Origin of the sequence: Gabonia massiliensis (genome assembly GCF_001403595.1) — a bacterium.
GTDB lineage: Bacteria > Bacteroidota > Bacteroidia > Bacteroidales > Coprobacteraceae > Coprobacter > Coprobacter secundus.
The window spans coordinates 742,819-763,742 of sequence record NZ_LN877940.1 but is presented as its reverse complement, the minus strand read 5'-3'; the positions used below and the strand labels follow the sequence as shown (position 1 = coordinate 763,742).

Sequence of the window (20,924 nt, the reverse complement as noted above, 5' to 3'; positions counted from 1 at the left end):
AGAACAATTAACTTTTTGAATATATTTTATATAATGAGTAAATGGGTCATAGGGATATTGTTATTGTTTGTCGGAGAATCCCTCTTTGCACAAAATAACAATAAAGGTAAGGTTTCAGGTGTAGTAATTGATAGTAACGATAAATCTCCCGTCATACAAGCGACAGTACAAATCTTGTCTTTGCGAGACAGCTCAATGATAGCTGGGAATGCAACAAACCTGGATGGACATTTTTCAATATCTGCGCCTATTGGAAAATATCTATTGAAAGTTTCCTTTATCGGTTATAAACCAACATTCACCCCTATCACTCTAACTAAAGCAAAACCCGATATTAACATAGGAAATATCGAGTTACATACAGATGCAATTATGTTACAAGAAGCCGTCATCGTCGGGCAAGCTCCAGAGGTGACTGCATCAGAAGACACCTTAGTTTACAATAGTTCTGCTTACCGTGTTCCTGAAGGTTCTGCATTGGAAGAGCTCGTTAAAAAGTTGCCTGGAGCAGAAGTCGATGAGAATGGAAAGATTACAATTAACGGGAAAGAAATCACTAAAATTATGATTGATGGAAAAGAATTTTTTGCAGATGATCCCAATATAGCCATGAAAAATCTTCCGGTAAACATCATCGAAAAAGTAAAGGCTTATGATAAGCAGTCGGATATGGCACGAGTTACTGGTATAGAAGATGGAGAGGAAGAAACTGTTCTGGATTTAAGTGTCAAACCCGGAATGAACCATGGATTTTTTGGTAATATTGATGGTGCTATTGGCACAAAAGACCGATACAGCGGAAAATTATTGGCAAATTATTTCAAAAATAATAATAGATTTACTGTAATCGGATCAGCAAATAATGTAAATGATAATAGTTTTCCCGGTGGCGGCGGTGGTTTTCACAGAAAAGAAAACGGACTGACTGCTATCAAAATGGGAGGTTTCAATTTCGCAACCGAATCAACAAAATTAAAAACAGAAGGTAGTGTCAATTTTAATTATAAAGATGCTGACATAGTAAGTAAGCAATCTTCAGAAACATTTGTATCAACAGAAAACAGTTCATTCAAGAATGCACTGGATTATACACGAAATAAAACAACAAATCTGATCGGTGACTTTTTCATCGAATGGCGTCCTGATACAATGACTACTTTTATTTTCCGACCACGAATCAAATATGGAAAAACCAACAACAGCAATGCTCAAAATTCTTACACATTCAATCAAGACCCCGGATATTCTACTGATGAACTATTCGCAACAGATGACCTGACTTCACTTGTACCTGAAGCAAATATCGTCAATACCGTACTAAAGAATTCGCTGAAAAAAGGAAACGATATCAATGCCGGAGGTTCAATGATTGTAAACAGAAGATTGAATGCTGACGGCCGTAATATAACATTCCGGGGTAGATATAATTACACAAACAGTAACAGTGACTTATTCTCTATATCTGAAACCGAATATTTCCAACAAACAGTAGAAAACAGACTGGAAATACTAAACCGATATATTACAACACCAACAAAAACAAGCGAATACAATGCCAGACTTACATATAGCGAACCTATATTTAAAGGAGGATTTATACAATTCAGCTACAATTTTCAATATAAGCACTCAAAAACCGACAATACGGCTTTCGACATGCCTCAAGATTGGGAAATCGAAGCTGGAACAAACGGTGGTACTCTTAACTCAAATTTAAGTAAGAGTGCAACATATAATTATTACAATCACAAAATGGATTTGACATTCCGATGGCTCCGAGAGAAGATGCATTTCAATGCAGGTGTATCATTTCAGCCTCAGCATTCTACTTTGACATATTCACAAGGTAATTATCAAGTAGATACAACACGAAATGTTTTCAATTTCACTCCGACATTAGACTTCAGTTACAACTTTTCAAAAACAAGCCGATTGCGTATAAGATACCGAGGAAGAAGTTCTCAACCCAATATGATTGATTTACTTCCAATTACAGATAATACTGATCCTCTTAACATTACAATTGGAAATCCTGGGCTTAAGCCTGCATTTACCAACGAATTACGTATGGAGTATAATATTTTCAAACCTGAAACTCAACGGGGTATGTTCTCTTTCTTCAATTTCCGAAATGTACTAAATGATATCAGCAACCGAAAAATCTATAATGAAGAGACCGGTGGTTATACGACAACTCCTGAAAATATTAACGGAAACTGGAATTTGTTCGGAATTGTGGGTACTAATACAGCTTTACGTAATAAAAAATACACTATCAATACATTTACACGTACTAACTACCAGAATATGGTAAGTTATATTAGTGATAAAAATATCACAGCAGATACCGATAAGAATACAACTAAACGCCTGTCTCTCGGTGAACGTTTACGTGGAACTTACCGGAACGACTGGTGGGAATTATCTCTCAACGGTTCTATAGATTATACACATTCGCGAAACAATTATCAAAAAAGCAATAACATGGATATTTATCAGTTTGCTTATGGTGCAAGTACCAATATACGGCTGCCATGGAATATGTCAATCTCTACAGATATTTCACAAAATTCCCGCAGAGGATATGTAGATGCCAGTATGAATCGCGATGAACTGATATGGAACGCACAATTATCACAAGATTTTCTCAAAGGAAATGCAGCTACGATAAGTGTTCAATTCTATGATATTCTACATAACCAGAGTAATATAAGTCGCACTATCAGTGCTGCTATGAGGCAAGATACCGAATATAACGCCATATATAGTTATTGTATGATACATTTTATCTATCGGCTTAATCTTTTCGGCGGGAAAAATGCTACACCTCCCAACGGTCCTGGTTTCGGAGGCGGGCCTCATGGAAGAGGGCCAAGGCACTTCTAATTCTTCAAAAAAACAGCAAAATAACGTGATTATCTGAAATATCTTTCGGATAGTTACAGAGCATTTCCCTACATAAAGACAGCAATCAATATCAAGAAATAGAATTATACATTTTTCAATATGTAATTCTATTTCTTTACCCGATGAATCTACAAATGAAACAAATCTCTATATAAATCAAGAGCAATCTCAATATTATCTTTTGTAGCCGTCTGATTTATAATGATTTCCCCGACATCTGACAACAATGTAAAATTCACTTCTCCTGAATCATTTTTCTTATCATGAGTCATCAACTCATACAAGTGATTATATTCGCCACAAGTTATAGGAAATGCTCCATAGTTATCATATACAAAAGCTGCAAGCTGGCGGATTCGTTCAATTGGAAACTTTAGCTGCATATGTGACAACAATAACTCACAAACCAATCCCCATGCTACAGCATAACCATGAGCCACAGGGGCATGGCGTTCGTGTGAAAGACTTTCAAAGGCATGTCCTACTGTATGTCCTAAGTTCAATGACTTACGAATATTTTTTTCAAAAGGATCTACTTCCACAATCTCCTCTTTTACTTTTACAGACTCCTCAACTAAGAGCAACAGTTTATCTAAATCCGGGTCAGAAAAATCAAGTGTAAGCAACTTATTATAAATGGCAGGGCCACTAATCAGTCCGTGTTTCAACATTTCAGCATATCCCGATAATAAATTTTCACGAGATAATGTCACAAAAAACTGTGTCGAAATTATTACAGTCAAAGCAGGATTAAATACTCCTACTTCATTTTTCAATCCATTAAAATTTATTCCTGTTTTTCCTCCAACAGCTGCATCCACCGCACCTAATAATGTCGTAGGAATATTGATATACTGAATTCCCCTTTTAAATGTAGATGCTGCAAAACCACCCAAATCGGTTACCATCCCTCCACCCAAATTGATTAGAAAGGATTTTCGGGTCGCCTTCCGATTACTCAATTCATACCACACGGCAGCCAAAGCTTCCATATTCTTATGTGTATCATCAGCTTTAATTGTTATCACAATGGCATCTGCAAGTCTGGGACAATCTAACAGTAACGGCAAAGCATATTCATGTGTATTTGTATCAGTCAATATAAATAGTTTGTCAAATGTATAGAGAGACAATGTTTCTTCTATAGCTTGACTAATATTTTTAGTAAACAAAATAGACTGTGACATAAATGTTTATATTGTTCAAAAATTAATTTATTTCAGAAACTGGTATTCTCTAACTGATAATATATATCATCGAAAGATTCTGATAACTGCTGCATACTACTCAATAATAAATCTGCTCCAGCATCTATCAATACTTTATCATCTAAAGGACCTGTATTCACACCGATAGTAAATATACCTGCTGCAACTCCAGCCTGTACTCCTAAAGGGGCATTTTCTATTACAATAGCTTGATTAGGCTCTACTCCCGCTTTCTTCAGCCCCATTAAATAGGGTTCCGGGTCAGGCTTCCCATATTTTACATCAAAAGCTGTAACCATATATTTAGGCATAAAAGCTCCCGGATAACTATGATTCAACTTATCTATCAAAGATGATTGTCCGGAGCCTGTAACCAAAACAGGAATAAGGCCTTTTTTTCGTATATTATCGAGAAAACCCGCAGCCCCCGGCATCGGTTTTGCCTTAGGCATACGGTTAAAAAAATCTGTCTTTAGCCGGTAAATACGGTGAACCTCTTCATCTGTAACTCCATGTCCAAATTCGCGATTAAACAACAGATTTATTGTCGAAGCGCCTGTACGCCCTTCATATAAATAAAACTCTTCAGGGGAACACTTTATCCCTTGTTCTGTCATCGTCAGATACCAAGCTTGTGCATGGTTTCGCATAGAATCATATAATACCCCGTCCATATCGATAAGAACAGCCTTCAAATTTATATTCTGACAACTATGCTTTTGTAAATAATTCTGTATAGACAAATTATACATATCCGTTTTCCTTTTCGAAACAAAATTACAAAGTAATTGCCACTAATCCTTATTATTCAATAACAAAATGTCTCTCTATTTCGTATGACACCAATAAATTTATAATTTAACTCTCAATTGCATTTATCACAATTTACCTATACCTTTGCATTTAGAATAAATAAATTATGAAAAAAGTACTGTGCCCCAAATGCGACAATACCGTCACTTTCAATGAGCAGAAATACGAAGAAGGCCGTTCTCTATTTTTTGTCTGTCCTCACTGTGGGAAAAAATTTAGCATTCAAGTCAACCAGGCAAAAACAACCGACACACCCCAATATGGCCATATCATTGTTCTCGAAAATGCATATTGCTACCGACAGCAATTACCTCTTTTTGCAGGAGACAACATTATTGGCAGACGTTCCAAAGGAACAAATATACATGTTCCTATTGAGAGTAGCGATACGACCATGGAACGGCAACATTGCATTATCAATATTTCAGTAAACAAGCAGGGAAAAACAATTTATACTTTGAGGGATTTTCCCAGCACATCAGGTACTTTCCTAAAACATGAGTTGCTCAACAAAAGAGAAAGAGTTATTCTCGAAAACGGGTCGATAGTCACTATCGGAGCAACTACATTTATTGTATATTTTTCAGAAGAGGAACAAACATATACAGACTAAAAATATGATTATGAAAAACATTATTCTCTTTGATACGGAATCTTTACATCTGGAACTGCTTCCGCTGACTTTTACACGTCCTATCTCTGACATACGCTTCGGGATATTTACCATTCGAGAAAAATGGGAACAAATGTATCCTGGCAATTACTCCTATAAGACCAATGATTACTTGGCAAAAAAATATCCATTGCAGACTGATGATAATAATTACTTTATTGCTGGTAATGTCTGTCCTGATAAAGAATTGATTCAGGAACTTGATAAATTGTCTGAACAGGAATCTCTCTTTTATAATGATGAACTTATTGCATTTTACGGGACATTGGATGCATTCCAAGAAAATGATTTCGGAGTTGTTCACCCATTAAAAAACGAACCATTGTCCTTACGTAAACTCTATGACATTTTTATAAACAATAATATCGCATTAGAAAGAGATTACAAAATTATAACATCAAAAAAACAATCTGCCCCGTTACCAGCATCGAACAGAGTAATCGGTAACCCCAATTTCGAAGATGGAACCCCCAAAATTTTTATAGAACCGGGAGCATCCATAGAATGTGTCACGCTAAACGTGACACAAGGACCTATTTATATTGGAAAAGACGCAGAAATCATGGAAAATTCAAGTATCCGAGCCCCATTCGCTGCTTGTGAGCATGTTGTGGTAAATATGGGTACCAAAATATACGGGGCTACTACTCTGGGGCCATATTGTAAAGTAGGGGGAGAACTTAATAATGTAATAATGCAAGCATATTCGAATAAGGGTCATGACGGTTTCTTAGGGAATGCTGTTATCGGAGAGTGGTGTAATTTAGGAGCAGGGACTAATGCATCAAACTTGAAAAATGATTATAGTGAAATAAAGTTATGGAATTATCCGTCAAGACGTTTTTTACGTACCGGATTACAATTTTGCGGCCTGATTATGGGTGACCACTCCAAAGCCGGGATTAACTGTATGTTCAACACTGCAACTGTTTTAGGTGTAGGTGTAAATGTGCATGGTAGCGGATTTCCACGTAACTTTGTAGCCTCATTCAGTGAAGGTGGCACAGCCGGATTTTCAGATGTCCCTTTGTCCAGATTCTTTTCTATTGCCGAACGGATGATGGCTCGCCGAGGGAAAGTATTAACAGAGGTCGACCGAGCTATTTTTGAAGCGATTCACGATGAAACGGAAAATCTGAAATAAAATTCTGCTATTCTATGCAAACTTGTCTCCTCACAAATAATATTCGAATACTATAATTTTTACAGGATTAGCTTTTAGTTAATCCTGTATTTTATACTCCATTCTATACATATCAAATCCTCTTGCCCAATAATCTTTCTTAACTTCAAGCAACTCAAAACTTCGTTTTTCATAAAACTTATATGCTAACTGTGAGGTTCTAACTGTTATTCTCTGAACACTGTCAATAGATTTTAGTTTTTTAATTCTATATTCCAGTAAATACGTTCCCAAAGACTTTCCCTGATACTCCGGATGCAAAATGTCCCAACTAATTTTTCCGGTCATTCGATTATCTGAAAAATTTATTCCTCCACAACCTACAAGCTTTTTGTCAAAAAACAGGACATAGTAAAGCTCTATTTCAGAATCTAAATATCGACTAAAATCATCTTCTTCACTTGATGCAAAATATTTAGGAATATTTAATCTAATCAGCTCTAACACAGCATTTTTATCTATAGATTTATATTCTCTAATCATAATTAAATTATTCATATAGATATCTTTATATCAAAAATATAATAAACAAAAACGGCAACTTTCGATTTTGAAGTTGCCGTTTTTGTTTTTGATTCATCTATTATAATCCTCGTCCGTGACAATTCTTATATTTTTTTCCACTTCCACACGGACAGGGGTCATTGCGGCCAACCTTAGGTCCTACTTTTACCGGTTCGTGAGGAACCTCCTGACGCCCTGAGGCTTCTCGCGCAGCTTGTTGCTGCCTGTCTACCAAAGAATCTTTCTGTGTACGATATTTACTATAGTCTTGCCGTCTTTCAGGAGCTGCTTCACGCACTTGTTCAGGCTCACGTACAGGAATCTGTCCTCTCATAAGTATCGAAACAGTCTTACGGTTGATATTATCTATCATCGTCTTAAACAAACCAAAAGACTCTAATTTGAAAATCAAAAGAGGATCTTTCTGCTCATAACTGGCATTCTGCACAGACTGTCTCAATTGGTCAAGGTCTCTTAAGTGTTCCTTCCATGCCTCATCTATCGTATAAAGCAATATAGACTTCTGAAATGCCTTATTGATTGCTTTCGACTCAGTATCATATGCCTCTTTTAGATTGCAAGATATCTGGTACATGCGTTTACCGTCTGTAATAGGTATCAATATATTTTCGTAACGCGAACCCTGTTCTTCATATACTTGACGAATAATAGGATTAGCAACAGTTGCCATATAATCGGTCTTTCTTCTGAAAGCATTCATTACAGCCTCAAACAAACGGTCTACCAAACGTTCATTCTTTTCCGAGCGGAACTCTTCACGTGTAAAAGGCATCTCGATAGCAAATGTCTTAAATACATCTTCCTGCAGTCCATCATAGTCGCTAGTCTGTGAGTACTCCTCAACCATAGCCTGAACAGCATCGAACATCATATTCATAATATCGATACCAATACGCTCTCCCAACAAAGCATGATGACGTTTTGTATAGATTACCTCCCGCTGTGCATTCATCACGTCATCATATTCCAGCAACCGCTTACGAATACCAAAGTTATTTTCCTCCACCTTACGCTGTGCACGCTCTATCGACTTCGAAATCATGCTATGCTCTATCATTTCTCCTTCTTCGAATCCGAGGCGATCCATCACCTTAGCAATACGGTCAGAACTAAACAAACGCATCAAATTGTCTTCTAACGAAACATAGAATACAGATGAACCTGGGTCTCCCTGACGTCCGGCACGACCGCGTAACTGTCGGTCAACACGACGTGACTCATGACGTTCAGTACCTATAATCGCCAAACCACCTGCTTCACGTACTGCTGGCGATAACTTGATATCTGTACCACGACCCGCCATATTGGTTGCAATAGTCACAGTTCCCGACTGCCCGGCTTGAGCCACAATCTCAGCTTCTTTTTGATGCAATTTAGCATTCAACACGTTATGCTTTATTTTACGCATTGTCAACATCTTGCTCAACAATTCTGAAATATCTACCGACGTCGTACCTACTAATACCGGACGGCCAGCGTCTACCATACGCTGTATTTCTTCAATAACAGCTGTATATTTTTCACGCTTCGTCTTATATACACGATCATTCATATCGATACGAGCAATCGGCTTATTAGTCGGAATTGTAACGACATCCAGTTTATATATATCCCAGAATTCCCCGGCCTCTGTCTCTGCCGTACCGGTCATACCGGCCAACTTATGATACATACGGAAATAATTCTGTAATGTAATTGTTGCAAAAGTTTGAGTAGCAGCTTCTACCGTTACTCTTTCTTTAGCTTCGATAGCTTGATGTAAACCGTCAGAATAACGGCGACCCTCCATAATACGACCAGTCTGTTCATCGACAATTTTCACTTTATTATCGATAACTACATATTCTTCATCTTTCTCAAATAAAGTATAAGCTTTCAGTAACTGATTTACCGTATGCACACGTTCTGCTTTCACAGCATAATTTTGCATTAGCTCATCTTTTTTCAACTGCTTTTCTTCATCTGTAAGTCCCATATTCTCAAGTTCAGAAAGCTGAGAACCAATATCGGGCAATACAAAGAATTGTGGGTCGTCAGAATTTCCGGTAATCATATCGAGACCTTTGTCAGTAAGCTCGATACTATTATTTTTTTCATCAATTACAAACAACAACGGGTCTGTAACAATAGGCATATTACGATTATTTTCCTGCATATAATAAGCCTCTGTTTCCAGTAATAATGCTTTTATTCCCGGTTCACTCAAATACTTAATCAACGGAGTATTTTTCGGCATACCTTTAAATGAACGGAACAATAAAAGTGCACCTTCTTTTCTTACCTCTTTATCCTCAGATGCTATCTTTGTCTTAGCTTCAGTCAGCAACTTGGTTGTATATGCCCGCTGGGCTTTCACCAACATTTCTACCTTAGGGCAAAATTCTTCGAACATCTGTTCTTCTCCCTTCGGTATAGGTCCAGATATAATCAAGGGTGTACGAGCGTCATCAATCAAGACCGAGTCAACCTCGTCAACAATTGCATAATTATGCTTACGCTGTACCAAATCTTTAGGCGAACCAGACATATTATCGCGCAAATAATCAAAACCAAATTCATTATTGGTACCAAACGTTATATCTGCATTATAAGCCATACGACGCTCTTCAGAGTTTGGTTGATGCTTATCTATGCAATCTACTGACAAACCATGAAACATATACAAGGGTCCCATCCACTCAGAGTCACGCTTAGACAGATAATCATTTACAGTTACCACATGTACTCCATTGCCTGTCAAAGCATTTAAAAATACAGGTAAAGTCGCAACGAGAGTTTTACCTTCACCTGTTGCCATTTCTGCAATCTTGCCTTTATGCAAAACGACACCTCCGAAAAGCTGAACATCATAATGTACCATATCCCAGGTTATCTCATTACCTCCTGCCATCCAATGATTCTGATAAATCGCTTTGTCACCCTCGATATGTACAAAATCATGCTTTGCCGCCAAGTCCCGGTCAAAATCATTTGCTGTGACTTCTATAGTTTCATTTTCGACAAATCGACGGGCTGTATCCTTCACTACTGCAAAAACTTCAGGGAGTACTTCGTCTAAAGCTTTTTCATACTTATCAAGGATATTTTTTTCTATCTTATCAACTTCATCCCAAACAGCCTCTCTCTTATCAAAATCCAAGTCTTCTACACCTGCTTTCAAATCGGCAATACGTTGCTTATCTTCTGCAACAGCAGACTGTATTCTTTGTCTTACATCATCAATGCGAGCACGTAATTCATCGTTACTCAATTTTTCTATTTCGGGATATACCGCTTTTACCTTTTGTACATAAGGGTCTATTTCTTTCAAGTCTCTTTGCGACTTGTTACCGAATAATTTTTTTAGAATCTCATTAAATCCCATTGTTATATTTATGTTTAAATTTTTACATTTTTCCGGCTGTTAAATCACATAATTCTGAGCCGTATAAGAACATTGCTTAATAAGCCCTGCAAGGTTAGTAGATTTCGGGCAAGGCAGACTCTAAAGCTGCATTTGGAGATCGGATACGCAATATACGAGCTACAGTAGGAGCAATAGCTGTAGCTTTTACCGGCCTCATTACATGTTGCGGTTTTATATTTTTACCAAAGAAAAATAATGGAGCCGGTATTGCATTGGCACGTACATAGTCGCGTGTATTATCTATATTTTCATACACAATTTCCCAACCTGGCTGAATCTCCAGCAATAAATCCCCCGATAATTTACGATGGTAGCCCCGACGAACAGCATCTATACGATTATTCCACTGACCATGTAATAAAAGATACGATGTCACGACATCTTGTACTCCGGTCATTTGAATAATAAATTCAGCAGCTCGAGTCTGAATCTCTTCTAAAGGAATTTGCTTATCGGTTATAAGTTTATGATTTAAGAATATCTCTCGATTATGATAACCTTCAACCCAATCTCCCTGACCATAAATAGCCATCAAGTACATATTGAGCAAAGCAGTTGCTCTTTTAGGATAAAACTCTCCGGCAGGGACATTAAATACTCCGGCTTCTTTCCCTTCTCCATTAAAATATCCTGTCGAAGTGAGAAATATTACAGTATTTTTAAGACCTATTTTTTTATCTATCAAATCAAGTAATTGACCCAATTCCCGGTCTAAACGTACATATGTATCTTGTATTTCTAAACTATACTCCTGTATCGACTTATCTTGAAAATTGGCAGCAGAATAACCAACATTCAACATATCGGGTAAAGAATGACTACCCAGCCCTCCATTTTCAATAAATGTGCGAGCCATACGGGTCACCTCCTCATTTATTAGCCCGCTACGCTTAAACAAGCTATATTTTTGTTGCTTATATTTCGAAAAAACATGTTTGAATAAAAAATCCTGCGTCAAATAGGGTAACCCCGTATATCTGGAAATCGGTAACAATGGCCGCCAAGATAAAGTATCTATCCGTTCCGATAAAGAATTTTCCCGATTGGCTACATCAATATAAGCAGGGATATCATTATAATATGTCGAAGTAGCCCATTTGCCATTTGCCTCATTGAACCAAAATGCAGAATTTGCAGCATGACCTGCACTCAAAATAGCCTGTTCAAAAGTAGGTGCTATTGAATAGACTGCACTAAATCCATCACTGGCAATCTTCAATTCATCACTAATTGTCGAAGTCAATAAGTTCTGTGCTGATACCGTCTCATCCGTATAATTCCCCATCTTACTAATATCGAACAATACGGACTCTACACGTTTACGGGTAATATTATACAAGGTATTCGATGGTATCCCATTATACGAAGGATATGTGCCGGTATAAATCGAAGCGGTTGCAGAAGCACGATCGGGATTCGGAAAATCAAATGTTACATTTTCATACATCAATCCCTCGTTCATCAAGCGTTTAAAACCTTTTTCACTAAAAAGATGTTGCATCATTTGCAAATAATCTGTCCGCAACTGATCCACCGTAATGCCGACAACCAATTTAGGTATATCACCTGATGTCTGTGCAGCCAACGGTGCAGCTATCAGCGCCAATAGCAACGAGGCAATAACTTTATTCATTGTTTTATCTTTCTTCGGCATATTATATATTTCTCAGTCTTTTGTCAACCCCAATATAAGTCAATGAACGTACTATCAATACTATGATATACGGTATAAAAGCTATATTGAGTAATTGCGGCAACCAATGCCATACAATTAAAAACAGCAAAAGTACCGCAAAGTTAACAAAATGATAATAACTGACTACTTTTTTTAAATATTTTACCCAAACGAACACCCCAATTAGTAATTGCAACGGATTTGCCCATATAATGGAATAGTTTGGTGAAGTTGCCGGATGCTCTGATATAAAAACCAAAAAACAAATGACACAACCTACAATTCCATAAAAAGAAAATATGATACAATCAAGCCATTTAAAATGCTGCTTCTTCCATATTTCTAAAGTTGATAGTATCAATATGGCTACTAAAAAATAAATTCCACAAGCCATAGGTGTAGTATAAGGATTGTAACTAACACTATTATCCATCCCCTTATGACTATCAGGTACCACTATATAAGATTTTGTTACTAAAGGACGTATATTGTCTTGTGGAGTTGATATTACTTGTGCATTGCCAAAAGCTTCCATAAGAACTGACGGCAAAAACATTTCTTCTCTATAAGACACCGGCTTGTCCAAGGGAGCTCCCAAAGCCAAATCAATCCCAAATGTCAACCATGGAAAATTAAATGTGCACTTATGTATCATTTCCCGGAAAGTAGTATGCCCCTCCGGTGCAATGTAATCAATCTTACCTCGGATACATCTCTCAACTATATCTCGCGGTCGAGTCGCACAATTATCAAATAAAAAATTGTATCGATATATTCGATTTTGAGGTAAATTATTCACGACCAAGGCTTGCAACAAATCCTCTTTCTCATCGGCGGTTAAGTTTAGCTCTTGCTCCATTACCCCGCTATTCCTTACAGCATAACTCAATACAAAATTACGAAAAGATGTCGTCCCTATACTATAATCGGTCTCTCCCTTTGTAAACCGATAAATAAAATGAGGAGCATTAAAATTAAATACTCCATAATGGAAGACAATATCCATATCTTTCTCTGGCCCCTGTACCCGAATACCTGTATGCCCAAATAACTCAAAAGACTTTTCTCCTGGAGAACAGGTCAGCAAACTGACTTTTATCGAATCTCCGACAGAAGGATATGCTGAAAAGTAAACAAAATAAAACAAACAAAATAAAAAGGCATATTTTATATTCATATTGTATCCCATACTTGTCCTCATCTTTTATATTCGGTAAATGTACTACAATTTTAACAAAATGTCATTTAGAAAAAAGAGCTCTTTTCATTACAAATTCCAAATCAATTTTCCAGTCTTCGTACCAAACGGTCCAAATCTGAACCAGACGGACTTTGGAACAGTTTTAATTCAAAAACAGGCAACATTGCCAATGCATGATCAAAAAAGTCAGCAACAATATGTTCATAATCAACCCAGACTTTCTGAGCAGAAAAAAAATAAAATTCCACTGGCAATCCTTTATCCGTCATTTCCAAATAGCGAACCATATAGAGCATATCGGAATTCGTCGTAGGCAAACTTTGTATATAACGTTCAATATAAATTCTAAACAACTTAAGATTAGAAACCTTTGTTTGCTTGCTATTCTTACCTCCTAAATATTCAGATAATACGTCTTGAAACAATTCTATTTGGGATAATTTTATCAATAATTCTGACGAAGAAAAACGGATGCTGTTCACATCTATGTTTATAGAGCGTTTTACCCTCCTACCTTCAGACTCTTCCATTCCTCTCCAATTCTGAAATGATTCATTGACTAAAGAATAAGGCGGAACCGTCAGAATGGTATTATCAAAATTACGTATTTTCACAGTATTCAAAGTCACTTCAATGACTCGGCCGTTAATTCCATGTTTATCCATAGTAATCCAATCTCCCGGCCGCAACATATCATTCGCAGACAATTGGATACCCGACACAAATCCCATAATCGTATCTTTGAATACCAGAGAAAGTATAGCAGCTGATGCCCCTAATCCGGCAAACAAAGTCATAGGAGAACGGTCTATGACTACACTGATAATTAAGATAAATCCTACGAAAAACAAAATTACTTGTAACGTCTGAAAGAGCCCCTTCAACGGTCGATTCTTAAATTTCTCTTTCTCCGAATATATTTCAAATAAAATATTGAACAAAGCACTGAAAAAACGTAAAATAACCGCAATAATATAAACAAGGCAAAATTTAAGTAAATAAGACAGTAATAATGGCTGCTGTGGAAAAGCCAATGGAAGAAGAAAATATACCAACACTGCCGGAACGACTAATGCAAAACGGTTCAAGACCTTACGGTCAAGTAGTAAATCATCCCACGTAATTCGTGTACTTCTAATGATTCTTCGTAATACATGTGAAATAAAAAAACGACATGCATAATCGGAAAGAACAGCTAACAACAATATTATAAACAATACTACCAATTGATATACCGGTCCATCCCACTTAGGAGCAATATCAAGACTCGTAACCCACTCGGTTATCTGATTGTTTATACTGTCAATTTGCAACATCATAGGCAAATGAAGATTAATTTATTGTGTTAACAGCTTATCTGCTTTTTTATTTTTGAAAGACAAAGGAAGTTTATAATATATGGAATAAGTAAACGCCACTGACGAGCCGGAGTTGCCAAATCCAGGTATAAACCAAGGAGAAGATTGGAAATTGTCCTTTACCTTTATTTTCCATTTATATCTCACACTCCATCCCATCATCAGTCCTTTATAAATTTTCACCCGGACCCCAAGTAACCCTTCAACCCATTGTGCCCTGGATTTTTGGTTTAAAATTTCTGCTGTGACAGGACTATCTGGATTCCAATAAGGAGAATCTAAGTGTATATTTTTTATGTCATAATGAAAAGCCGAGAAGCCATATCTCAATCCTATATAAAAATAGTCAGATGACAAACTGTTATATTTTATATTATAATTCAATCCTATACGATTGTATAAAGCGGGCTTTCCTATATATGTAAAATTCATATCTTCAGGTGTACTATTTGACTGTCCTATACCAATTTCCCAAATAGGGAAAAATCGATTATGAAGGTCTAACTCAACACTGGCCTCATAATTTCCATATTTTTGTCCGAATAAATTGGCCACTGGACTAAACAAGTCAATCCCTACTAAAACACTATTCAATAGAGGATATTTATGCTTTGGCTCTTTAGGTGGTTCCTGCTGCTTTTGGGCTGTCTGCACCGGCCTCGATACCGGTGTATTTTTCCTATTTTCCGATGGTCTTTGAGGTTGTTGCGCAAACATCAAAGACACACACATCAACCCTCCTATCAATAAACTACTGCACCTGGTCAACATGATAAAAAAGTTGAATATTCTCTGTACTAAAATTAGTTATCTCGTTCTGCACCAATTTAGCAGACTGCAATTGATACGTTGTATATCCAAGACTATCAATAATATAATTAAACATTGCTCCACACTCTGCAGAAGCAAAATAAACATAGCTATGGTAAACAAATGTCAATGTATCAGTCTTGTATCTGGGATGTATATTTTTCTGGTCATAGCGAATGACAAAACGAGTGGTATCTTTATCGTCCCTTAAAGGCAAATACATAGAAGAAACATTCATCGCCGTATCGAGCAGCATAGAGTCTCCAATTTGTCCAACACCATAAACAGTAAGAGAATCTATGTAAATAGCTTGAGGAACTGTAGAATCACTATAAATCGTCACATAGGGTATGCTACTTCTATTTTCCATACACCCTGTGTCATTGCATGAAATAAAAGCTATAAGTACTAACCAAATCGGCAATGTTATAGTTATATATCTCAGAAACTTTCCCATTTCACTATTTCATTAAATGCTTTCCGTCTTTTCGGTGTCGAAACAAACACCTCCGGTTCTTTGGGATAACCTATCGGAACGATCACCACAGGTTCAACACCACTTGGCAAATTAAACAATTGTTTACACAAATCCGTATCAAAATTGCAAACCCAACAAGTCCCTAATTCTTTTTCGGCCGCAGCCAAACAAATATGCTCTGTCGCTATTGCTACATCAATGTCGGCATGGTCTTTCCCGTCAGACTTTCGTACCCAAGAAGAACGATGGTCGGCACAAACTAAAATATACATTGGTGCAGAACGAAACCACTCTCTATCATAACATTGACGTATATGGTTACAGCCTTCTTCCCCCTTAATTACAACAAAAAACCACGGCTGGAAGTTTACTGCAGAAGGGGCCAATCGAGCAGCTTCAAGAATATATTCAAGTTTTTCTTTCTCTACATTACGGGAAACATAATCTCGAACCGAACAACGAAGACGGGATAATGTCAACATATCCATATCGCTCTCTCTTGTTTTGTCATCTACCAGATACATTCGAATATATTTTCTATTCTTAAATATTAATTACAAAATCTCCTTTTCTATATTATAAACATTTCGTCCCACAGCATTCCGTGAAATCAATTCACCCAAAAATCCTGTCAAAAAGAGTAATGTCCCTAATATCATGGCCGTAAGAGCCAAATAAAAATAAGGCATATCTGTCACCAATCGATATGGCATATTCGAATAAAGGGCATAAATCTTATATGCTCCTACTGCTATCGCCGAAAAAAAACCGAGAATAAACATCACACTTCCTAATAAACCAAAAAAATGCATCGGTTTAGCCCCAAACTTTGAAAAAAACCAAAGTGTCAGCAAATCCAAATAGCCATTAACAAAACGATTCAACCCAAACTTGGTCTTACCATACTTACGAGCCTGGTGATGCACAACTTTTTCACCAATTTTACTAAATCCTGCATTTTTTGCCAAATAGGGAATATAACGATGCATATCTCCATAAACCTCAATATTCTTCACCACTTCATTTCGATAGGCCTTCAGACCACAATTGAAATCATGCAAATATATACCCGTTACCTTTCGGGCTGTCGCATTATATATTTTAGTAGGAATAGTTTTAGATAACGGGTCATAACGTTTCTTTTTCCAACCGGATACCAAATCATATCCATCTTCCGTTATCATTCGATAGAGTTCTGGAATCTCATCCGGACTATCCTGCAAGTCAGCATCCATCGTAATCACAACATCTCCCTGAGCTTTGCCAAAACCTACATGTAATGCCGGAGACTTGCCATAATTTCTACGGAATTTCACTCCTTTTATATTCTTATTTCTTTCACGAAGAGATTCTATAACACTCCAAGAGTTATCAGAACTACCATCATTAATAAATAATATTTCATAAGAAAAGCCATTCTTATCCATTACCCGCTCAATCCATGCAGTCAATTCAGGTAAAGATTCTGCTTCATTATATAAAGGAATAACCAATGAAATATCCATATTCTTATCTTAAAGTATTTATTTTCAATTTACGAGATCTCATAATCCAAGCTAAAAGCATAGACAATAAAGAACCGAAAAATACATTCGACAATATTGTCTGGTACACCATTTCAATAGCAGTAGGTGCTCCCCCTTTCTCTAATCCCTCACGCATCATTTGTAAAAACTCCGACCCTTGCTGGTTGCTTAACATTGCCAACATATCCAATAACGACGCAATCTGTTTTTCAAGGTAAAGGGGATCGATATATTGATAAAACACATACTGTACCAAACCACTCAATAACGACGCAAAGAAAAATAAGAAAATACCAAATGTCCACAAATGGACAAAACCCACCCTTCCTTTTTCCTTGTTTCGATACATCTTCATTAAATAATAAAGCACAAAAGGAATAGAAACAAACAATATCTCTGCCAATACATTCAGAGCAATAAATTTAGTACTTTGAGTAGTAATCAAAAACTTTACAATCAGAAATAAACCAAAATAAATGCCATATTCCATAGCATATCTCACAATAGTCTTTCCGTTATTCCCGTCCTGCATGGTTTTCTATTTTTCTTATTGTTTATTTTTGAGTCTAATTTTATGAACAATGCCGTTACAAAGTTATCACTTTTAATACAAACCAGCCTATTTCAGCCAATAAAATGTGTAAAAATGATATGATAATAACATGGCAATTACATTTTTTTGAAAAAAATACAACATATAACTCTTTAAAATAGAGACAAATGTATATAAGCAAGAAAAAAAATCAACATCATCTATTGCAGAACCAGGAAAAATATCTACTTTTGCAGCCGGGTAAGTCCTACACGGTCAGCTCCCTTCGAATCCCCCAGGGCTTGACCGCAGCAAGGGTAGTTTGGTTGTAGCGACGCGATGTAGACAGCTTACCCATTTGCCGATATAGCTCAGTTGGCCAGAGCACGTGATTTGTAATCTCGGGGTCGTGGGTTCGAATCCCTCTATCGGCTCAATTAATGAAGCTGTTTCCTAAAATAAAAGAAACAGCTTTTTTTATATCTAAAAAATGGATAAATCCAGACTGAAAGCAATAGTTCAATATAAAAATTGGAAGAATTTTATAAGATACATATTCTAAAATCAGCTTTCACCTTTTATTCACAAATACTTTTCATATTGTATATTTTCTAAAAAGTAATACATAATTTTCCTCAATATAATAAATACATATCCGTATAATGCAACCTATGTTTAAAATCATTATAGCACACTACTTTTCCAAACAATTCTATAAAAAAATTGTTATAGATAAAATACTAACTTTTAAATAATTATGTCAAATAAAAGCTTGAAAGAGGCCTTAGCACATCGTAGATCGTACTATGCCATCAGTAACGAATCACCTATCTCTGAAGGAGAGCTAAAAGAGCTGATTGAGTTCACGATAAAAACAACTCCCTCAGCCTTTAACTCCCAGTCTACCCGTATCGTCCTTCTATTAGGAAATCAGCATAAAAAATTATGGGAGATTGTAAAGGAAACCCTAAAAGCTATAACCAGCCCCGAAACATTTATCAATTCAGAAAAGAAAATTGACCAATCTTTTGCTGCCGGTTATGGGACAATTCTCTTCTTTGAAGACGAATCTATCGTTCATCATCTACAAGAAACATTTCCTACGTACCAAGACAAATTTCCTATATGGTCACAACAAACATCCGCCATGCATCAGTTAACAATATGGACATTACTCGAGGATGCCGGATTCGGTGCATCGTTACAACACTATAATCCTCTTATAGATGAGCCGATACATCTCCAATGGGCGATACCTGCTCACTGGAAACTTATCGCACAAATGCCATTCGGCACTCCTTTACAAACACCCCCAAAAAAAGAAATACTACCATTGGAAAATAGAATCAAAATATTTAAATAATATATATTAGTTCTTGGTAATCAAATAGTAAATATAAATGCCATATAAATTAGACATATATTATATGGCATTTATATTTACTATTTTATTTAGTACCTGAAGGTTTTGATAATATCTCTGTTATTGGAACTGGAACACCTAATTCTGGATATCCATTCTTATCCCAGTTAATTTTCTGAGCCCTCGGGGAACGTACATCTCCCTTCCCTGGAGGATCTACTTCCGTATCTCTCGCATGATATAGAATATAATCTTCACTTCCATCGGGAGATTTAAAAAAACTATTATGGCCCGTTCCATAAACCTTATTTTCCGGTGATTGTTTAAAAATAGGCTTAGCTGACTTATACCAACTATCTGGATCTAAAAGGTCACTGTTTTCTTTTGCAGTCAATATCCCTAATGCATAATGTGGAGTCCAACAACCACTAGCTGAGTAAACTATATGAACAAACTTTCCATCCGGGCTTTTTAGAGGCTGAGGTCCCTCATTCACCAAAATAGTATCAGGTGGGGTCCAACCTTGAGGATTGATAAACTTACGCTCCCATTCAAATTCAGGTTTAGAAATCAGTACCCTCTCAGAACGTAATTTCCAAGGTTTTTCCATTTCAGCGATATATATACATTGGGTTTGTGTATTTACTCTACGTGTCTGCCAACCGGACCAAACCATATACAACTTCCCATTATGTTCAAAAAAAGAACCATCTATCGCCCAATTATTATCTTTATCGGTACTAATACGTCCTTTCATAGAAAATTTTCCATCAAAAGGGTCTTTTGAAGTATTTTCCAATACATATAGTTGATGGTTATCCGAGTTTCCATCATCTGCTGTATATAATACATACCATTTTCCATCGATATAATGAATCTCCGGAGCCCAAAGGTCATAAGAGTTAGCCGGGTCCGTGGGTATCCATATTGTCTTTTTCTCAGCATTTTCTAAATCTGTTATATCTGATGTTTTCCATAAGACTATACTATCAGCCATAGTATGCATATAATAATAATTACCATCGTGCCATAAAGCCCAAGGATCTGGACCTCTGGGGAGTAAAGGATTTGTAAATGTTTTTTGTTCTAAAAGATTATTTCCTTGCTTTTCCATAGACTTATTTTTACAAGAAAAGCAGACCAAAAGACAATATAAGCATAATACTAATTTGAATGTTTTCATATTTAAAATAATTTATTCTGTTATTAATTATTTATATAATGGCAGAAATAGCAAATTAAAATTTCCATTTTTTCTAATATAGT

Annotated in this window: 17 protein-coding genes and 1 tRNA gene; 5 read left to right on the top strand and 13 right to left on the bottom strand. The window is 36.4% G+C overall.

Going from position 1 to position 20,924, the window contains the following annotated elements; genetic code table 11:
* Window positions 1–33: 33 nt before the first annotated feature.
* The gene (locus tag BN2628_RS13145) at window positions 34–2,886 is read left to right on the top strand and encodes a TonB-dependent receptor (RefSeq protein WP_055097619.1); all 2,853 of its coding nucleotides are present in this window, start codon (window positions 34–36) and stop codon (window positions 2,884–2,886) included.
* 149 nt (window positions 2,887–3,035) lie between these two features.
* On the opposite strand, the gene aroB is transcribed toward BN2628_RS13145, so the two are convergent.
* Together aroB and BN2628_RS13135 are read right to left on the bottom strand one after the other, a co-directional pair.
* A complete protein-coding gene (gene aroB / locus BN2628_RS13140; protein ID WP_044224497.1) occupies window positions 3,036–4,094 on the bottom strand; it encodes a 3-dehydroquinate synthase in 1,059 nt (352 codons plus the stop codon).
* A 32-nt stretch (window positions 4,095–4,126) separates the two neighbouring features.
* Complete coding sequence (locus tag BN2628_RS13135; protein WP_044224501.1) at window positions 4,127–4,867, bottom strand: inorganic diphosphatase; 741 nt, start codon at window positions 4,865–4,867, stop codon at window positions 4,127–4,129.
* A 167-nt stretch (window positions 4,868–5,034) separates the two neighbouring features.
* Between BN2628_RS13135 and BN2628_RS13130 the strand changes: the two genes are divergently transcribed.
* Together BN2628_RS13130 and BN2628_RS13125 are read left to right on the top strand one after the other, a co-directional pair.
* A complete protein-coding gene (locus tag BN2628_RS13130; RefSeq protein ID WP_044224504.1) occupies window positions 5,035–5,541 on the top strand; it encodes an FHA domain-containing protein in 507 nt (168 codons plus the stop codon).
* Between the two features lie 10 nt (window positions 5,542–5,551).
* A complete protein-coding gene (locus tag BN2628_RS13125) occupies window positions 5,552–6,745 on the top strand; it encodes a putative sugar nucleotidyl transferase (protein ID WP_044225102.1) in 1,194 nt (397 codons plus the stop codon).
* A gap of 78 nt (window positions 6,746–6,823) precedes the next feature.
* Here BN2628_RS13125 and BN2628_RS13120 read toward each other — a convergent pair whose 3' ends face one another.
* From BN2628_RS13120 to BN2628_RS13075, 10 genes are all read right to left on the bottom strand, one after another.
* Window positions 6,824–7,282 (bottom strand): GNAT family N-acetyltransferase, encoded by a 459-nt coding sequence (locus BN2628_RS13120; protein ID WP_044224508.1) that lies wholly within the window; start codon window positions 7,280–7,282, stop codon window positions 6,824–6,826.
* Window positions 7,283–7,367: 85 nt separating this feature from the next.
* Entirely contained in the window at window positions 7,368–10,673 is a 3,306-nt protein-coding gene (gene secA, locus BN2628_RS13115; RefSeq protein ID WP_044224510.1) for a preprotein translocase subunit SecA, read from the bottom strand.
* A 94-nt stretch (window positions 10,674–10,767) separates the two neighbouring features.
* On the bottom strand, window positions 10,768–12,348 hold the full coding sequence (locus BN2628_RS13110) for an alkaline phosphatase family protein (RefSeq protein WP_044225105.1): 1,581 nt from the start codon (window positions 12,346–12,348) through the stop codon (window positions 10,768–10,770).
* 22 nt (window positions 12,349–12,370) lie between these two features.
* Window positions 12,371–13,591 (bottom strand): lipoprotein N-acyltransferase Lnb domain-containing protein, encoded by a 1,221-nt coding sequence (locus tag BN2628_RS13105; RefSeq protein WP_082002198.1) that lies wholly within the window; start codon window positions 13,589–13,591, stop codon window positions 12,371–12,373.
* Between the two features lie 80 nt (window positions 13,592–13,671).
* Entirely contained in the window at window positions 13,672–14,910 is a 1,239-nt protein-coding gene (locus BN2628_RS13100) for a mechanosensitive ion channel family protein (RefSeq protein ID WP_087880299.1), read from the bottom strand.
* Window positions 14,911–14,928: 18 nt separating this feature from the next.
* Window positions 14,929–15,720, bottom strand: coding sequence for a DUF6048 family protein (locus BN2628_RS13095; protein ID WP_044224513.1), 792 nt, complete (start codon window positions 15,718–15,720; stop codon window positions 14,929–14,931).
* A complete protein-coding gene (locus BN2628_RS13090; protein WP_052431361.1) occupies window positions 15,701–16,129 on the bottom strand; it encodes a DUF6452 family protein in 429 nt (142 codons plus the stop codon). The genes BN2628_RS13095 and BN2628_RS13090 overlap by 20 nt, the downstream gene beginning before the upstream one ends.
* A 71-nt stretch (window positions 16,130–16,200) precedes the next feature.
* Window positions 16,201–16,725 (bottom strand): nitroreductase family protein, encoded by a 525-nt coding sequence (locus BN2628_RS13085; RefSeq protein ID WP_044225117.1) that lies wholly within the window; start codon window positions 16,723–16,725, stop codon window positions 16,201–16,203.
* 66 nt (window positions 16,726–16,791) lie between these two features.
* Window positions 16,792–17,742, bottom strand: a complete 951-nt coding sequence (locus BN2628_RS13080; protein WP_044224518.1) for a glycosyltransferase family 2 protein — start codon at window positions 17,740–17,742, stop codon at window positions 16,792–16,794.
* 4 nt (window positions 17,743–17,746) lie between these two features.
* On the bottom strand, window positions 17,747–18,295 hold the full coding sequence (locus BN2628_RS13075; protein ID WP_044224521.1) for a DUF4199 domain-containing protein: 549 nt from the start codon (window positions 18,293–18,295) through the stop codon (window positions 17,747–17,749).
* Between the two features lie 360 nt (window positions 18,296–18,655).
* Here BN2628_RS13075 and BN2628_RS13070 point away from each other — a divergent pair.
* Both BN2628_RS13070 and BN2628_RS13065 read left to right on the top strand, forming a co-directional pair.
* Window positions 18,656–18,729: transfer RNA gene (locus BN2628_RS13070), tRNA-Thr, on the top strand.
* Between the two features lie 323 nt (window positions 18,730–19,052).
* Window positions 19,053–19,658: a nitroreductase family protein gene (locus BN2628_RS13065; RefSeq protein ID WP_044224524.1), complete on the top strand. Its 606-nt coding sequence runs from the start codon at window positions 19,053–19,055 to the stop codon at window positions 19,656–19,658.
* 85 nt (window positions 19,659–19,743) lie between these two features.
* On the opposite strand, the gene BN2628_RS13060 is transcribed toward BN2628_RS13065, so the two are convergent.
* A complete protein-coding gene (locus tag BN2628_RS13060; protein ID WP_044224527.1) occupies window positions 19,744–20,841 on the bottom strand; it encodes a glycoside hydrolase family 43 protein in 1,098 nt (365 codons plus the stop codon).
* Window positions 20,842–20,924: the final 83 nt, after the last annotated feature.